General features: G+C 42.3%; 14 protein-coding genes and 2 tRNA genes. 3 read left to right on the plus strand and 13 right to left on the minus strand.

Annotated elements, in window-relative coordinates; translation table 11 throughout:
• Positions 1-65 precede the first annotated feature (65 nt).
• On the minus strand, positions 66-503 hold the full coding sequence (locus tag JGE69_RS16435; RefSeq protein WP_004795325.1) for a DoxX family protein: 438 nt from the start codon (positions 501-503) through the stop codon (positions 66-68).
• 194 nt (positions 504-697) lie between these two features.
• Between JGE69_RS16435 and JGE69_RS16440 the strand changes: the two genes are divergently transcribed.
• A complete protein-coding gene (locus JGE69_RS16440; RefSeq protein ID WP_005071971.1) occupies positions 698-1,339 on the plus strand; it encodes a DedA family protein in 642 nt (213 codons plus the stop codon).
• An 8-nt stretch (positions 1,340-1,347) separates the two neighbouring features.
• On the opposite strand, the gene JGE69_RS16445 is transcribed toward JGE69_RS16440, so the two are convergent.
• The 5 genes from JGE69_RS16445 to JGE69_RS16465 all read right to left on the minus strand — a co-directional run bounded on the left by JGE69_RS16445 (position 1,348) and on the right by JGE69_RS16465 (position 4,181).
• On the minus strand, positions 1,348-1,938 hold the full coding sequence (locus JGE69_RS16445; protein ID WP_017399730.1) for a LysE family translocator: 591 nt from the start codon (positions 1,936-1,938) through the stop codon (positions 1,348-1,350).
• Positions 1,939-2,152: 214 nt separating this feature from the next.
• Positions 2,153-2,539: a hypothetical protein gene (locus tag JGE69_RS16450; RefSeq protein ID WP_192836892.1), complete on the minus strand. Its 387-nt coding sequence runs from the start codon at positions 2,537-2,539 to the stop codon at positions 2,153-2,155.
• A 10-nt stretch (positions 2,540-2,549) separates the two neighbouring features.
• A complete protein-coding gene (locus tag JGE69_RS16455) occupies positions 2,550-3,392 on the minus strand; it encodes a ParA family protein (protein WP_005071966.1) in 843 nt (280 codons plus the stop codon).
• A 76-nt stretch (positions 3,393-3,468) separates the two neighbouring features.
• Positions 3,469-3,861: a SirB2 family protein gene (locus JGE69_RS16460; RefSeq protein WP_005071964.1), complete on the minus strand. Its 393-nt coding sequence runs from the start codon at positions 3,859-3,861 to the stop codon at positions 3,469-3,471.
• Positions 3,862-3,872: 11 nt separating this feature from the next.
• Positions 3,873-4,181: a BolA family protein gene (locus JGE69_RS16465; RefSeq protein WP_002114074.1), complete on the minus strand. Its 309-nt coding sequence runs from the start codon at positions 4,179-4,181 to the stop codon at positions 3,873-3,875.
• A gap of 230 nt (positions 4,182-4,411) precedes the next feature.
• Between JGE69_RS16465 and JGE69_RS16470 the strand changes: the two genes are divergently transcribed.
• Positions 4,412-4,487, plus strand: a tRNA-Gly gene (locus JGE69_RS16470).
• Between the two features lie 45 nt (positions 4,488-4,532).
• Positions 4,533-4,608, plus strand: a tRNA-Gly gene (locus JGE69_RS16475).
• Positions 4,609-4,771: 163 nt separating this feature from the next.
• Here JGE69_RS16475 and JGE69_RS16480 read toward each other — a convergent pair.
• From JGE69_RS16480 to JGE69_RS16510, 7 genes are read right to left on the minus strand one after another with little or no spacing between them, the layout of a single operon-like run.
• Entirely contained in the window at positions 4,772-5,533 is a 762-nt protein-coding gene (locus JGE69_RS16480; protein ID WP_199114059.1) for a 4'-phosphopantetheinyl transferase family protein, read from the minus strand.
• The gene (locus tag JGE69_RS16485) at positions 5,526-7,391 is read right to left on the minus strand and encodes an alpha/beta fold hydrolase (RefSeq protein ID WP_069121935.1); all 1,866 of its coding nucleotides are present in this window, start codon (positions 7,389-7,391) and stop codon (positions 5,526-5,528) included. Before JGE69_RS16485 ends, JGE69_RS16480 begins: the two co-directional genes overlap by 8 nt.
• A 53-nt stretch (positions 7,392-7,444) precedes the next feature.
• A complete protein-coding gene (locus tag JGE69_RS16490; RefSeq protein ID WP_199114057.1) occupies positions 7,445-8,719 on the minus strand; it encodes a DUF1302 family protein in 1,275 nt (424 codons plus the stop codon).
• Positions 8,716-12,366: an outer membrane lipoprotein-sorting protein gene (locus tag JGE69_RS16495; protein WP_199114055.1), complete on the minus strand. Its 3,651-nt coding sequence runs from the start codon at positions 12,364-12,366 to the stop codon at positions 8,716-8,718. The genes JGE69_RS16490 and JGE69_RS16495 overlap by 4 nt, the downstream gene beginning before the upstream one ends.
• Before the next feature lie 24 nt (positions 12,367-12,390).
• Entirely contained in the window at positions 12,391-16,350 is a 3,960-nt protein-coding gene (locus tag JGE69_RS16500) for a non-ribosomal peptide synthetase (protein ID WP_199114053.1), read from the minus strand.
• On the minus strand, positions 16,347-16,607 hold the full coding sequence (locus JGE69_RS16505) for an acyl carrier protein (RefSeq protein ID WP_001030690.1): 261 nt from the start codon (positions 16,605-16,607) through the stop codon (positions 16,347-16,349). The genes JGE69_RS16500 and JGE69_RS16505 overlap by 4 nt, the downstream gene beginning before the upstream one ends.
• Positions 16,604-18,379 carry an acyl-CoA dehydrogenase gene (locus tag JGE69_RS16510; protein WP_199114068.1) on the minus strand — a complete coding sequence of 592 codons (1,776 nt, stop codon included), beginning with the start codon at positions 18,377-18,379 and terminating at the stop codon, positions 16,604-16,606. Before JGE69_RS16510 ends, JGE69_RS16505 begins: the two co-directional genes overlap by 4 nt.
• Between the last annotated feature and the right edge of the window lie 2 nt (positions 18,380-18,381).

Consider the following 18,381-nt stretch of genomic DNA (forward strand, 5'->3'; position numbering starts at 1 on the left):
TTTACGTCCCTAGAAATAAAAAAACCGGATGAGTTGATCATCCGGTTTTTATTTTGTCTTGAATATTATTTCTCGATTGCATGATCCAAACTAATACGTCCAGCGCCATGAAGCATCAGGAAGAATAAACCACCTGCCATTGCAAGGTTTTTCATGAAATGGATGCCATTGTTATATTGCGCTGCTGCATCAGCACCACCTTGGTGGAATAAAAATGCAGTAAGAATACTAAAGATCCCAAGTCCAAAAGCCGCAAAGCGTGCTTGGAAACCAAATAACAAGGCTAAACCACCACCAAACTCAACCAAGATCACTAAAGGAAGAATTCCTGCTGGAACCCCCATTGCTTCCATATATCCAGCAGTTGCTGCATAACCGGTAATTTTCCCCCAACCTGCAACAAGGAAGATATAGGCGATAAGAAGACGCGCAATAAGGCTAATGAAACTGTCTGCACCTGATTGCGTTACGATATTTTTGACCACTACATTTGGATTAAACATATTGCCACCTTTATTTAAATGCTTATTTATTGATGAGCTCATTCTAGGTTTGGGACATTGATAATTAAATACTCAAAATCCATATATATCGTTGCACAAACAGGATGATCAATTTGTATATTTTTGATGTTTTATACTGACTTTCTATAGGGTCACTGCTAGGATTTGAGCACGGTTTACCACTTAATCATCTCATGGAACTTCTTGATTTTATTCTACACGTTGATCAACATCTCGCCGAGTTTATTACAAATTACGGGACGTGGATTTATGGCATTTTATTTTTAATTATCTTTGTCGAAACCGGTTTAGTGGTTATGCCGTTTTTACCGGGAGATAGTTTACTATTTGCAGCTGGTGCTTTAGCAGCATCTACAGGTGCGATGGATCCATGGTTATTGGGTGCTCTACTCTTCATTGCTGCCGTTTTAGGCGATACAGTGAACTACCATATTGGTCGTTTTATCGGTCCACGTGTATTTGAAATGAATTCACGATTCATTAATAAGCAGCATTTAATTAAAACTCAAGAATTCTTTGCTCGTCATGGTGGCAAGACGATTATTTTTGCTCGCTTTGTTCCATTTGCCCGTACTTTTGCCCCTTTTGTTGCGGGTGCTGGTAGCATGAACTATAAGTTTTTCTTAACTTATAATGTGATTGGCGCATTTTGTTGGGTCGCTTCTTTTGTGGCGTTGGGCTATCTATTTGGAAATATGCCAATCGTTAAAGACAACTTCACTCATCTTATTTTTGGCATCATTATTATTAGTGTCTTACCGGGTATCATCGGCTTTATACGTGAAAAGCTAAAAAGCCGGAAAACCAATGCTTAAGGCTTAATTTAGAAGAAACGGAATACCACTGGAAGCATACATAAAATAAGCAACATAGCCGATCCTTTATATAAATGATCGGCTTTTATTTTCTGTACTGGGCCCGTTAATAGTGCACGTCCAAAAATCATCCAGAAACTCGCAGCTGGAATGAGCGTCAATGTAAAAACACCAAATACCATTAGACAATTTTCAGGCGAATTCCATGTTTCGGCAGGGAAAATACCAGCAGCAAAAAGTAAAGATTTTGGATTTTTTAAGGTTGAGAAGAATAATTGACGTGGGCGAATGTTACGGTGAGTTTGACTAAATTGTTGTAAATGGGTAGTTTTCCATAATCGGAATGCCATCCAGAACACATATGCCACACTTGTGATATGTAAAATGAGCAATAACGCAGGCCAAACTGGTGCTGCCAAATGAATAAACACAGCCCAAAAGCTAATACCGTAGGCATAGCCTAACCATTCCATAGGAATAAGCCAAAATGCTTTAGATAAACCTTGAGAATGAGCAGCGGTTGCAAGTAAAGCATTTGTCGGCCCAGGAATGAGCAAAACAGCCAACATTGCCAATACAAAAAACCAACTCTCAATCATAAAGTTTCCATAATATCCAAGATGGGGCCACCTTAAACGAAACAGGCAAAATATAGCAAGTTTATAAGGCTTTTTGATTACAGAAAATACAGAATTTTAGAAGCTAAAAAATTGATAAACCACTTATTTATATTAATTTTATTATGAAACATTTTGCTAAACTTTATTCATCACAACATGCCTTAGTTAGCATATTGTGATGCAAAGTTGACTATTAACTGGTCTTTTTACGAACAATAATTGGACAATTCTTGAACTGGGCAGCCTGAACAATTGCTTCTTGTTGGCCTAAAACACGTGAAAGCTCGGTATTTTTCGTTGAAGAAGACTGTCCCATATTTACAGAAATAGATGGACCGAATCCCCAACCACCTCGTCCCCAGCCACCACCGAGTCCAAGACCAACACCCATACCTGTACTTTTTGGAGTTTGCACGCCATTGTCGATATATTGCTGAATACGGTTATATTCACTTTGTAGCTGTTGGCAGCTCAAAGATTGATATTGTGTTGGAGACACATAAGTCGGTTTTACCGTTGTAGCACAAGCGCCAAGGAGTAAAGTGGCTGCCACTAAAGGCGCAATATATAAGCCTTTCATCATTTTTCTCTTATCGTTTTGGCTCAATCTCACCAAACAATGTCTCATAAGCTTGAGTCAATTTATGTTCGGGTGCCAAATGGGCCAAAGGTAAATTTTTCTGATGCGATTCTTTCATCAAAATCGAAGGCGGTAACATGCTATTGAGTACAGGCAACCCTTCATCTTTTAACTGCTGAACCACTTCCCGAGGTAATTTTGCTTGGGATTGGAATTGATTCACCACAATTCCTTCAATTTCCAAGCGATCATTATGATCATCTTGCGTTTCGAGAACATTTTCAATCAATGTTTGTAACGCACGCTTTGAAAAAACATCACAGTCGAAAGGAATGAGTACTTTATCTGCCGCAATCAGAGCAGAAAGAGTAAAAAAGTTAAATGCTGGTGGTGTGTCTATATAGATACGGTCATATCGCCCAACTAAGTTTTGGATCGAATCACGTAATTTATAAATTTTATGTTTACTTTCAAGCGCATGTTCAAGCGCGCCAAGTGTAGGGCTTGCTGGAAGCACATCTAATTTTGCAAAAGGAGTTGAATGAACAAAACTGTCGAGATCTTTATTTCTTGGAGCTTTTAAAATTGAACCTAATGCGTTACCGATTAAACCCTTTTGTTGATTGTTGCCCAACACATCATCAAAGAAATTTTCGATATTTGGCTCTAAAATTGATTTTTCAGCAGAATAGGTTGCTTCGTCACCTAAAAGATACTGACTAGAATTGGCTTGAGGATCAAGATCGATCACCAATGTTCTTAAGCCATGTTTGGCACTAATTGCAGCCAAATTTACAGTAATACTTGATTTCCCTACACCGCCTTTTTGGTTAAACACCACACGAGTTAACATGTTTCCCTCTGCATATTATTTTACTGTACGCAGTTTAACCTAGAGCTTAATCAAAAAGGCAAAGAATGTAGAACAATTAAGCAAAAACAGGTTTCACAATCACTAAGATAATAATAGCAATAAATGCAATCGCACTAATGACTAAACCTGCACGACGCTGTGCCAACAAAAGAGTGTCATCTTTTTTAAAGGCTTTCATCAGGGAAGATAACAACACTAAAAATAGAATAATTTTAGCGTAAAACCACGGTTGTACTTGAAAGTCTTTCATGACTAACAAAATTGCACCCGTAATGAAAACCACGGTAAATGACAAATGTTGTAAGGCAACTAATACTTTACGCCCTGCTGGATTGGGTTGTTCACCTTGAACACCTATAAACAGAGTTGAAGCGCGTAAAACAAAGACCATAAGTGCAGCAGCTACCGCAGTCATATGAATAATTTTAGTGAGTAAATGTGCATCCATGAAATTAACCCTTAGCTTTTAGGTGCATGTGCACATTCTGGGCTAGCAGGTGCTTGACCTTGCCACTCACTTGGCAAATAAGCATGAATCGCTAAAGCATGAATTTGGCCTGGATTCATCAAATCAGAAGCTAACGCGTATACTTTTTGATGACGTTGAACTAAACGCAATCCATTAAATTCGTCGCTCACTATAATCACTTTAAAATGAGATTCCTTACCTGGAAAATAACCACCGTGCCCGGCAGACTCATTGATGACTTCCAAATGGCTAGGTGCAAGTGTTTGTAACCGTTCAATCAACTGTTGTTCAAGGCTCATAGCTTTTCCTTTTACGATTATTCGTATATTTGAACCTAGTATACCTTGTCTACACACAAACAAAAGTTGCTCTTGTATGCTTTGACTTCAAACAAAATGTCTATTTATTCGGCAACTTAACAATAAAAATACCGCTAAATGCTCATTTCTGTTTTTATTTTATGCAATCAGCATAATTATTTGCATAAAGTTGTTGACCCTTGTTTTGCTTAATGTATTATAAGCGGCACGCGGGAATAGCTCAGTTGGTAGAGCATAACCTTGCCAAGGTTGGGGTCGCGAGTTCGAGTCTCGTTTCCCGCTCCAAATTGGTTTTTTTTGAGAAAGTTTTAGTAAAAACTGCTTATATATGCGGGAATAGCTCAGTTGGTAGAGCATAACCTTGCCAAGGTTGGGGTCGCGAGTTCGAGTCTCGTTTCCCGCTCCAAATTTAAAAGGCCCTAGTCGAAAGACTGGGGCTTTTTTCTTTTTATCGATCCATGATTTTACGTTCTATCGATTCACAGCATATTTTTAGGATAGCTCGACTCAAGCCCAAGTGTTTCATTAATAGACTCATATTTTTAAACCATTAATTGTATCGAGTTAATCTAGTTATATTTGCAGTGTACTGGTGTTATCCGATGCGTAGATATACATGGCACTAATTGAAAACAATCCAGATCAAATCTTTCTTGGGCAAGAAGCTGCTGTAAACAGATTGAAAAGATAAAGTTATGATCATAGACATAGCTTTGGAAATAATATTCTTCTGTCTTTTGAATATCACGCGTTGAATCGAGAAACTCTATATGTTCAGCTAACACATGAAAGTTGAGCTTCTTTAAATGACGACTCATTCCTTCGCCAGTACATTTAATATAGGATTCTTTTAAGGTCCATATTTGAAAAAACCGTTGATATACAGTGGATGGATCAATCCTTTCATTTTCCTGAATCCATTCAATTTCACTTGGCGCTAACACGCTATCAACACGCATCCAATCGAACTCACAGTCCACCCGTTCAACATCGACTCCTATTTCCCCTTCTTCAGTCACCGCAAGAACAATAACGTCTGCTGAATGACTAAGATTGAAATAAACAGCTTTATTGCCTTGTACAAAAGGTTTGCCGTTAGGTTGTAATTGAATGTTGACCTCATGGGGTGAAATACCCAACTTATCTGATAAAACAAACTTCGTTAAGACACGAGAGATTAAGAAAATTCGTGCCGCATGAGGATGATATTGATCATATCTCAACTTTTCTGCCGCATTGAGAAAGCTGAGATAATGACTCAATATTAAGTGGTTTTGTGGCACCCGTGAAACTGGGCAGACATAAACCTGTACTTTGGAAATATCAGACATCACTGAGCTGTGCTGTGGTGCTGATGTATTTGGTTAGAACTGGTGTGAGATAATCATAAACCGCTTCTACATGAGTAACGTGCGGATTATGGCCTGCGCCAGCAATGATATGTACAGGAATATTAGGACTTATTGTAGTAACAATTGGGTCCTTCTCCCCAACAATGATTTCAACTTTAGAGCTAAGCTCATTTAACAAAGCTGTTTGAGATGCTCGTTGCTGAGGCAAACTAATACGGTGCATATACTCACTAATATGCTTGGCTACCGACACCCGGCGTAATGAATCCATCGCATAACCAACAGATGGATTTTTTTGTCCCTCTGGATGTAAGTCTTTAGCAATCACATCTTTTGGCACAAAACGGAAAATGAGATTAGATATAGCTTGTATCTGAAACATTTTGGCAGCCTGTGCCTGAACAAAATAAGGCGATATGAGAATAAGGCGTGCAACTTTATCTGGGTATTTCTTTGCAAGGCTCAATGCAAAGAGACATCCTAACGAGTGGGCAATCACAACACTATTTGGCGCTAAAAGCTTTGCAGCAGTATCGATAAACTGATGGTTGTTGTCTTCAATCACCTCATAACTACCTGAATGCCCAAGTCCGGGTAAGTCCATCATAGCGACCTGATCATATGTAATTTTATTGATGATTGGAGACCAACATGCGCTATCGAATGGAATGCCGTGTAAAAATAGTGCGGAAGATTTTTCTGAACCAACAGGCTGTTTAGTATAGATTTCTGTCCAATATCGGTTCTGATAGCTAAAAGAATTAGGTGTTGGAGCTTGCATACGACCAAAGCGTGTAAGCACCAAACGATCAATCCAGCGAGAAAAATAAGGCATGATATTGATCAGGTCTGCGATGCCCATCTTCGCCGCCATCGCCTCTGCCCCAGCAACATGATAGTGCTCGGTAGAAATGAAAGCGAGCTGCTCTTTTGAGCCACCAAGCAATGCCTCAGGTAGTTTCTCTAATAGACCTTTGGGTACTTGTAAATGAGGTGAGCTAACCCCTAAATGCTCGGCAGCGAGATGAACTAGACGATGAAGTTTTGGTGTCGCAGGATCAAGCAACATATACTCCTGAGCAATCGTCTCAGGATAAGACATCGTTCGGATCAAGAAGCTCACGATATATTGCATATTGCACAGTGGCAGGAATGTATCGCGGCCACCTGGTAATGCCAGCAGACGTCCCTGATATAGCTTATCGATCATGTCAGCGACACCAATGTATTGCATATCGCCATAGTTATAAAAACCATCAATGACTGTCGCCGGATTTATTGCGGTCCATGGCACATTTAAACGCTTACAAGCCTCAATAAAAGCTTGATGTCCTAAAATTTTCGAAGCCTCATAGCCACCATGTTTGCAATACAACTCATCAGCCGACTCTTGCGGTGGAGTAGCAACACGATATCCACCAATCCAGATAAATCGCTCAAGCTGCTTCAATGTTGCCGCCCATTCAATCAAGGCAAGGCCAGACTTAATATTCGTACGCTCAGCTTCAGCTTTACTAATGCCCCAATTAAATGATGCAGCAAGATGATAAATCACATGGATCTTTGTCTGAGCATCTGCTAGCAAAGAGTCCAGCTTAAAGTCACGGCTTAAATCATATTCAACAAACGAAATAGATGGATCAACTAACCCTTCTGTTGCAATAAAACCTAACAGCTTATCTTTCTTGGTTGCGGCATTGCGCAGTGCAGCAATCACCTGATGACCTTCACGCAGAAGATCAACGATCAGTCTACTGCCAATGAAACCCGCCGCACCTGTTACTAATATGGTCTTCCGTGAAAAATTATCTTTTTTTGCGTTATTTAAATTATCCATATATCACCTTATTAGATACTGGGCACTCCAGCATTGTTTTGGAGCGAATTGTCTTAAAAGTTATATCGAACCTGGCCATATACCAGACTGTTATCTCTAAATTGTCCTAACACCGTATCATTTCTGCCCCAGAAGCGATCTCCACCTACATTAAACTGCCAGTGGTCATCGAGGTTGTAATTAATACGTACTCTTAATAATTCATTAGGCTCTGGTGCAAAATAGAATCCTGTTACTTCTAATTTCAGATTATCATTCAGTAGATTAAGTGCATAGCGCAACATAGCTCCGTACTGATCCTGCTCATATTGATTACTGATGGTTTGCTGATAACGGTAGACTGCACTCAATGATGGATTTGTTAAGCTGTCGGCAGATCTAAAGTCCTCCGTATGTTTGTACACGCCGACCAAACTTAGTGTGGAATTCTTCAATGCTAATTCTGGACCGATGACTACAGTCAGATTATTTTTTTTATGCGTAAGATCTTCACTACCATTCGAGTCAGTGTCGGTATATGCCGCCTCACCACGCCACACGATATCGTTATGGTTATAACTGAAATCAAATCCATAGACAGACATAGGATTATTTTTCAGTTGCAATGTAGCCTCTCCTGTTGGAGATGCTGAAAGCACTGACAGATCAGGCATATGATCTAAACCTGAAAAATACGATGCTCCAACATCTAAACCATCCACAGAATAATCCCAGCGCATTGCAAATGCAGGACGGCTCTTACGATTTATGTCATACTGAACACCAGCAATCTGACGCAATGGAATCACATCTGAACGACTACGCGGATACCACAACGCTGTCCATTTATTGGTTCCAGATTCAGGAATATACGTCAATTTGAGTGCATCATTTCCAAGACGTTGATCTGTCTCATCTGGTACTAGACGCGTATAATCACGAGGCGATAGATTATCTGTTGGATTAATCCCATCAGCTCTCCCCCAGACGACAATCTGGCGGCCAACATCGACATAGACGGTCTGGTCCCAGTTGTAAGAGGCGTACAACTCACGTAAGTTACGATTTACCTTACTCACCTGATCTGGGTTTACAGTATGGTCCGTTTCATCTCCAATATTTATGTCATAACGGATCTTGAACTCAGGGTTAAACTTGAGCGTACCATTGGACCAGAAACTTGCTTGCCCAATATTTTTTAACGAACTTAAATCACGATCTGATGACCAGACATCGAGTCTGGCTGAGTTCTGGCTCACAAAACTCATTTCGCTGTCATCTGCATAAGCATGCTGCAGTAGCATAAAGCTACTGCAGCATGCAAATACCCAATAGGCACCTTGCGTCATTTTTCAAGACTCTGCGGTGAGAAAATCTTATCGGATAAAGTTTTTTCTGCGACAAAATCATTGACGATCACTTGTGTCATATGCTGAGTTTGCAGATTTCTCGCCATAGATTTCATGGCTTGCCATCTTGGTTTCACTTTGCCGTAAGGACGGATATCCGTGAACTCAATATGCTTTAACGGCTTACCTGCTGTATCCCAAATGTCGATGGTTGCTGTAACAAAGTTGTCTTTGAGTATGCACATGCGACGTTTGCTATAACCAAAGTCACTCTTCACAGTATTATTGATTGGCGTTGCTTCGATCATGTAACAATCTTTGCCATTAAATTTGCCATCTGCAAGTTTCGTGTACTTCCAGTCACTTAACTTATAGCCAAGGACATCACCATAACTAAAGTCCGTGCCAATAAAAGCATCACCCTTATTCGCTGATGCAAGACGGCGTACTTTTTTCAATGCAGGCAAATAGACAAACATGCTATCACTGCCTTTTGCATTCTCAATCAATAGCGTTGTGGTGCCTTGTACATCTGCTGGCGAGATAAACTCGGTCAAACGCATGTTGTTTTGAGTATTTCCCGCAAGCTTGGTCATATTTTTAGTCAGGCGTATACGTTGCTCACCACTTTTAGAGGTCAAAATAAATTTGGCGCTAGCACTTGAAGACAAGAACTTAGACGCATCATTACTACGATTAACAATGTCTTGAACTTCATCTGCATGAGATGTTTTAGGCAATGAAAAGGTAAGCGCCGTACCCAACAAAAGGCTTGTCACAACTGTTTGTGCAATAGGAAGGCTCTTCTTCTTTGAAGAAAAGATAAAACGAGGTTTCAACATCAGAATCATTGTAGGTACCATAATTAAGGTTGCAAATACACTGAAAAGCATTGCAATCACAATAAACATTGCTAGCCATTGATGGACATGGAAGCCTTGCGACAAAGACAATACGCCATACCCACCAGCGACCGCAGTCGCAACAAAAAGCGAAGCCTTACCAGCAGTACTTAAAGTTTTACGAATCGCATCTTTGATATCGCCCTCTTCTTCGCGCAAGATTTCACGCAAGCGATAGAGGAAGTAGATGGCGTAATCCGCACCAATACCTACAGCCATGGCTGAGATAAGGGAATTCGGAATATTGAGCGGAATGTCGAGCCAGCCCATCACGCCAAAGATGGCAAGAATTGAGAACAGAAGTGGTGTCAGGACAATCAGTCCAGCTGAAATCGAACGGAAGACCAGTGCTGAAATAAAGAATACAGCAAATGAAATTTGTAGAATGTTCATGAGCTTGCCGTGAACCATCGTTTCAGTCAAAGCAATGGTTTGCGTCACATCACCACCAAAACTTACTACAGCTTTATCACCCAATTGACCCGCCATATACGTTTTTAGCGACTCAAGGATTTCTTTGATTCGATGATTACTACCTGTTTTCAGAAGAATCGTGATCTTGGCATAGCGTTGAGTGGTATCAATGTAAGATTCAAAATCAGTCGGCTCACCAGACATTGAATACAACAGCAGATACTGAGCAACGACATCTTTGGTTGCAGGAACCTGAAATGCCTGTGGCTGATCGGCATTCATTGCCTGATTCATTCGTTTGATATAGTCCACGATAGAGATTGTTTTACCAACCTCAGGGATTGAGTTTGCGAACTTTTCTGTATTATCAATCGCTTTTAGGATTTCAGGGTTTTCAATACCATCACGAACCTTCGTATCAACCATAATGTAAAGGCTGTTTGTGCCACCAAGAGACTGATTTAAAAATCTGTCGTCTTGCTGCATTGGTAGGTCACGAGAGAAGAAATTACGGCTATCGTTATCGACCACAATACGGCTCGTGCCGATCGCAAGAAGGACACCCATCGCAGCAATTGCAGTCATTAACATCATTCGCGGACGGACTGACAAAATGACATCACCAATACGGTTTGGAATCCAATCCCAGATAGGCAAACCTTTACGTTTGACCTTTGTAGCTGAAGGCGGTGGCAACATTGAGCGTAGTGCCGGAATAAAAGTCATCTCAATCACCAGCGTACTGATGATCCCAATTCCTGTAAAAATACCAAATGAACGAATCGTTGGAATGTTGAAAGTCAACAGAGAGAAGAATCCAGCCGCTGCAATACCACCAGCCAACACCATAACTGGACCCACACGAACCAAAGACTGCACTACAGCTTCGCTATTGGCAGCTTTAGGTTCCATTCCCTGAGCAATCAAACGATCAAAATCTTCATAGTAGCGCTTAAGCAACTGCACGGCGTGCCCTGCTGCAATGGCCAGAATCAGAATTGGTGTAGGTGAGTTAAAGATATCCATTGGCTGTTTGAACAAGCCCATCATGCCCATACCCCATGCCACAGCCAACAAAGCTGTAACGAGTGGCAGAATCAAACCTTGCTTGCTGCGGAATGCTTCAAAGTGCAATAAACCAATCACCAATACGGCAATCGGGAACAAGATATTGATACGCTTAGAGTAGTCTTCAGCTTTATCCAGATACACAGGATTACCACCGACACTGATGGTCATATCTTTAGACTGTTCGCTCTCTACGATTTTGTTGATTGGGCCCATCATTTTCTGGAAGCCCTCTGGACTTTCCTCAAGCTCAAGCAAAATTGCAGCAGTTCGTTGATCTTTAGATACCACTGAATTCATATAGGTTGGATTCAGTGCCAGTAGTTTTTTCAGGTGATCAATATCTTCCTGAGTGACTGAACTACTCGGCAATAGTTTCTTGGCATCGAACCCTTCTGCATTCGCCTCGATACCTTTTGCCTGACGTGCAGCCAGACTCATCATAGTGGAACGGACCACGCCCGGTGCATTATCAACTTCTTCGGTAATGCGTTTAACTTTTTCCAACACTTGCGGCTGGTAAATATCACCCTGCTTCGGTGTAATCCCGATCACGACCATATATTTGGAGCCGAATTTCTTTTCAATCAGCTTGGTCGAGGTGATGTAAGGATGCCCTTTAGGCGCAAGTGCATCTGGGTCAATAATAATTTTTACGCCAGATGCCAGATACGCTAGAGCAAGTGTTAAGAGCATCACCACAGTCAAGACAATACGACGATGGCTAAGAATCCAACGCGCATATTTCTCCATCATTTGTTGAGTCTTACGAGGTGGTTTATTGGTCTCATGTGTTGGTTTATTTTCATTACCAACTGACTCATAGGCTTCACCCTTCTGAGCCAATGCTTGAAGATTATCAACATCTTTCTTGAACTGAGCGAGCACCATCTTTTTTAGCAGCGCTGGCGGTAATACACCAAAAAAGCTACCTGGTTCTGCCTCAAACACCCATTCAATCCACGTACCTTCCGGATGTGGCTTGAAACGGTAAGTACCAGTGTAGTGAAAGGGTCCTTCCACTACTTTAAACGCATACAATTCGTTCGGTACTAGATGTGTAATTTCACCTTTAAAGGACATTTCACGCCCAATAAAGCTAAAACCAATTTCGTACTTACTACCCACACGCGGAGTACTGTCTAGCAGCTCAGAATGCTTACATGACAATTGCCAACCTGCATCATTGGCCGGGTTTGCAAGATAGTTGAAAACCTTGTCAATCTCGGCCGGTATGAGGAAAGCATGTTCTATGGTCACCATAGTGGTTCTACCTTCTTGTATTTCTTATGCAGGAATTGGGTACATCTGATCAATGGTCTGGGCTACAGCCACGACATTCTCAGCGTACATAATTGATGAATGGTCACCAGGCAAATCCACTTGTGTAAACGTGTCTTTGACCAGTTGATCCCAACCTAAGCTTTCCCCAAAATCTTCCAGCTCATCTTTTGCCTTAACCAAAAGGATTGGAAAATCTTCAGGGTCCGGGAAATAAGTCTGGAGTGCGATGCCATTCGCCAAATAGGTATCAAAATAAAGTCGGAAATCTGCTGGGTCTGCATCTAGAGGCAGAACATTGATGGCCTTAGCTTCTTTAAGTACATGATCAAACATTTGATCTGGACTCAATTCACGCAAGTATTGCGCTGGGATCGTTAACTTTTTGCCATAAGGTGCAGCTAAATCACGGGCGAACCAAGACAAAAGCATGGCATCGTCAGCATCTTCAGGCACATTTTCTGGAATTGGAGCACGAGTATCGATCATGACAATACCTGTGACCTGTTGCCCCATTTGACGCAACTGACGACTGATCTCATATGCAATTGCACCACCGAAACACCAGCCACCGAGGAAATAAGGGCCTTGAGGCTGCATCTTTTGCATTTCAGTAATATAGAGCGTCGCCATTTCTTCAATTGCCACTTCCGCAGCATCGGCTTCAATCAGTCCAGGAGACTGAATAGCACGTAAGGTACGATTCGGGTTGAGGTGACGCGAAAGCTCCATATAACAGAAGGTACTGCCACCAATTGGATGAAACAGCCACAGCGGTTGTTCATAGGTTCCACGGCGTAGTTCAATTACGATAGATGGCTTAATTTCTTTATTTTCGCGAATGATTTCACCCAAACTCGCCACAGTGGAATATTGTGCCAACAAAGCAACTGACAGTTCGGTACCGAAAGCCTTTTTAAGATGGTTGACAAGCTTCACAGCTAATAAAGAATGCCCACCTAATTCAAAGAAATCATCGTGTATACCAACTCGCTTGACCGACAAGATCTGTTCAAAGGTAGTACACAATTCGATTTCGATCGGATCACGCGGTGCAACATAATCATTGCTCTGCTCAAAGATCGGCTCAGGAAATGCCTTACGATCCAACTTATTGTTGGCCGTCATTGGAAATTCATCCAATCGGATAAACGCACTTGGCACCATATAAGCTGGAAGATGGATTTGCAGGGTCTTTTTCAAACCAGCAATATCAAGCTCTTGTCCAGTTACATATGCCACCAATTTCTGGTCATTGCCAGCTGTAGTCTTAACTAGCACTACTGCATCTGTGATACCGTCGATTTGTTTGAGAACATTCTCGATTTCACCTAGTTCGATACGGAATCCACGAATCTTAACCTGAAAGTCCAGACGTCCATGATGAGTCAAACGTCCATCTGTACGCAGGCAGACTTTATCCCCTGTACGGTAGAGTCGACCAGCATTTGGTAGAGATGGCAATATTCTAAATTGTGCACCTGTCAGTTCAGGTCGATGCCAGTAATCAACTGCCAGACCATCACCGCCAATCCAAAGCTCACCCATAACACCTGGTGGAACTAAACGCTGCTGCTCATCAAGGACATAAAGCTGAGTGTTCGCCAGTGGTTCACCCAAATCAATATACTTTGCATCAGTGATACGAGCCGCACTAGACCACACTGTAGTTTCCGTCGGACCATAAACATTCCATAGACAACCGACTTTACCCAGCAGTTTTTCTGCGAGAATAGTATCTAACGCTTCGCCTCCACAGAGTGCTGTCAATCCCGCATTGCCGCTCCATTCACTGTCTAAGAGCATTTTCCAAGAAGCTGGTGTAGCCTGCAAAACATTGATAGATTTAGCATTTAGATAATCTACGAGTTGATTGCCGTCTTGTGATACTTCACGTGGACAAACATGCACCACACCGCCGTACATCAGCGGAATGAGTAATTCAAGAATTGAAATATCAAATGCATAAGTGGTGATTGCTAACAACTGAGTTTCAGTCGTTACTTGCAATCTATCCTTCATAGATAGCAAGAAATTGATGATTGAAGGATGCCCAATACGTACACCTTTAGGCTTACCTGTCGAGCCTGATGTGTACATCACATAAGCAATGTCACCAAAAGCAAGCGTCTCGCGCACTTCCTCAAGTGGCACAACACCAGCTTGATTGATATCTAAGCGAGGCACAGAACTGTTAAGAGCATCCATTAACTCAGTTTGGGTCAAGATGACTTTAGGTTCGGCATCTTCAATGATGTTTTGTAAACGTTCAGTTGGGAAGTTAGGATCAAGTGGCACATAAGCTGCCCCTGCCGCCCAGATCCCAAGGATTGCTGCTGGCAATAATGCTGTGCGGTCTAACATGAGACCTACACGATCGCCACGTGTAATGCCGTGTGCACGCAAATATTCAGCAATACCAGCAATATGTTGACCTAACTCACGGTAGCTAACCGCATGATCGTTCGAGGTCAAAGCATGATGATCACCACGCTCATTAATCTGCTTGAGAATCATTGCGAATAGATCATGCTGAGCATAATCAGTCGCCTTTCCACGGAGGGCCTCGAACTGGATACCATCTTTATAATCAGGTGCGATATCTAACTCAACGATCTTACGTTCAGGATGAGCCACCATCTCTTCTAGTACAGCTTGCAGCAGCTGCACCATATTTTCGGCAGACTGCGCAGAAAATAACTCAGTGTTATATTTCAATACTCCAACAAGTTCACCCTGATATTCACCGCCCATTTCTAGCGTAATATCCAACTGTCCTTCTTGCTGACGAACTGGAAAACTTCCTAAAGTTAAATCTTGACCAGCTAGAGTAGCTGGGGTCTGAATTGGCAGAAGTAGTTCTTTAAACTCATCCATTCCCCCTAGACGTTCCCAGAACATTCCTACCTGAGCCAATGGGTTAATACTGCCATCACGCTTTGGTGAAACAGCCTCAACTACTCTAGAAAAAGCAACTTTTTGATGCTTAAGGCTCTGTCTTAATTGTTCCTGAACTTGCTGTGTAAATTGACGTAAAGTCAAATCAGCATCGATGTCCATCTGGATAGCTATTGTGTTGACGAACTGCCCCAATGCATTACGCAAAGAGCGTTCAAGTCGACCAGCTACAGGTGTGGCAATGACTAGATTATTTTCATTAGAGAGTTTGTGCAGCAGAATATAGAAACCAGATAGCACAAGTCCGAACAATGTGATCTCATAATCTTTCGCCAAGTTTACAAGACCAGATGACACTGACTCAGGTACACGGAAAGCCAGTGAACTGCCTTTATGTTGCTGTACAGCTGGACGAGGATAATCAAGCGGAATGCTATGCACATGTGGTGCATGCTTCAGCGCATTTTTCCAGAAAAGTAAACTTTCATCAGTATCATCGATTACATTGCTCTGCTGCTTATCGGCATACTGTGCAAACTCAATTCCGTTCACTGTATCTGACTCTGCAACGAGTCCAAAACGTTTACTAACGTCTCGCAGCAACAGACCAATTGACCAAAAATCCATGAGCGCATGATGAATCACAACGGCAATCACATAGTGATTTTGTCCACGGCCATAACAATGAACACGCCACAATGGTGGCTGAGTCAGGTCAAATGGCTGTTTGGTGTCTTGCTCAACCAATTGCGTCAAATCAGAAGCTTCAATATGACGAGCATCAGAAAAGATAATATTCGGATAGACGCGATCCCAGATGAGTTGCTCAATTCCCTGATCATTGGCAGGCATGCTTACTCGCAACAGCGGATAATCATGCATGACCGCTTCCAGAATCTCCATCGGCTTGTTGCCTAATGGTTGATTGACCTTCACATCAAAGGCCACCACCATATTGTAGGCACTGCAAGTTGGCTCAAGACGCTGGATGTACCAAATACCAAGCTGTTCCGCAGAAATCGCATGACGAGACAGAACTTCTGGTTCTAGTCGTGCAAGGTTGTTCATGAAGCAACTCCCTGTTGCAACTCAGAAACAAGATATTCAGCCAACGCATTGATAGTCGGGTAATCCCATAATAGTGTCGGCTCAAGCTCCAGTTTTGTCAGATCTTCTAGGTCCCCAGACACAGACAAAGCAACGATCGAATCAAGACCGTAACTGGTAAATTTTTGGTCTGGATCAATAGTTTCAGGCTCTACACGCATTTCTTTGGCTACTAGCGTACGAATGATTGCGCTCCAGTAAGCTTTATCTTTATTCATGGGGTAATTTCCTCTTTAACCGGTTTGGCATCACGTGGTGCCAGTGCAAAATCGATGACAGATAACATATGGTTGGTTGAAATTCGGTCTAGCAAATCTGCCAATGTGCTTTCACGTAATGACGTCATTGGAGGGGCTGTCTGCCCTTCAGCGGAATTTAAGAAAATGATCAGCCATGCACCATCCTGTAAAGCAGGTCTTAAGCCCTGACGGTTAAAGACCCAGAAACCCAGCACAGCAATGCGAGCAAATAACTCTGCATAACTACGCGCAAGACTAAAGCGCAGCGTTTCAAACTCTTTGCTTTGCTCAGAATTTGAGAAGTAATCCTGAATTTTTTGATCCAACGAATGCTGCTCAACCAGAAGTTGGTTTGCTTGTTCACGTAGCGTGGTGAGTGTCTCAGCAGACAACCCTGCTGTGACATCGGCATCGTTGAGCATTTCGATGATTGTCCCGAGTGATTCCATCACCAAGTCACCATCTCGGTTGAAAATTTCAAGCTCGCGGAAATCAATAGCACCTGTCTCTACCTGCAAGTCATACAACTGGCGATAGCGTGCTTTAGCTTCGGCTTGGTTGAGATGGTCGGCTTTTTTGCTACGACTTTTATTGGCTGATTTGAGCTGGAAACTCAGACTGTCTAGACAAACGGTGCTACTCCCGTCAAACACACTAACAATTAGATGGTCTCTGAATGCTTTCTGGTACATTCCATCTGCATATGCATTTCTTAAGAAAAAGCGTGACCCAAGCACTGAAGAAGTGATCTTGGCAAGTGACTCTACATACTCAGGCACCAGTACCTTGACGATTGGCGACCATGTACTGAACTGATTAATACAAACGTGTAATCCGCGCGCGCCAACAAGTGATAACACCTCAGCCGCTAAAAGGTAGGCATAGGCTGTAGCGAGCTGCTCACGTACCAACGGAATACTGATTACTTTTTTGTTATATAACTCACGTTCAATGGCAAACTCAGTCGCGATGCGTAGCATCGTATCGCCAGCACCAAGAGAGAAGCTACTGCAATATGCACGTGTTACCTGTAGAGTCTTGAGACCAAGCTCTAACCCTTGGCCTTCTTCACCGATCAAAGCATCTTTGTGAATTTCAGCATTGTTAAAACCAATACCGCTGATATCTAGCCCACGCATACCCACTGTTGGCAGGCGGTTCAGGCTATACGTTCCTTTAGAAGCCATATGACGCTTATCGAGCCAGAATGCACTTAGGCTACGTGGTCCACGATCATTCGATGTTTTAGCAATCAGACTTAAAGAGTCACCTAAAGTGGCACGATTGATCGACCATTTTTCGCCATTTAAGACATATTTGCTCTCGGCAGATTGCGCTGTCACTTCACTCGATAGCAGGTCGGCGCCATGGGCTTTCTCGCTATAAGCCAGCGCTGGAGCAGCACCACTCAAAATTCGACTAGCAATATTTTGGCATTGATTCGCATTACCGCCGATCCAGACAATCACAGACCAAGCATTCGTGCTATAAGTCGAATTGATGGTTAGATCTCGTCGTGCCAGCACGCGATGTAGATATAGCAATTCTTCACCAATTTCCATACGACCTCCAAGCTCTGAAGGTACATAGAAACGGTTCATACCTACCGCATTCAGAAAATCAACAGCACGCTGAGGGTACTGTTCTTTCTCATCACGTTCGATGGCAGCGGACCAAGAAAAGTCGTTGTTAGTATCATGTACGGAGCCTAAAATTTGCTCCAGACGAGCGGCAGATTGAAACTGCCGCAAAT

Origin of the sequence: Acinetobacter sp. C13, from assembly GCF_016809775.1 — a bacterium.
In the GTDB taxonomy this organism is placed as follows: domain Bacteria; phylum Pseudomonadota; class Gammaproteobacteria; order Pseudomonadales; family Moraxellaceae; genus Acinetobacter; species Acinetobacter pittii.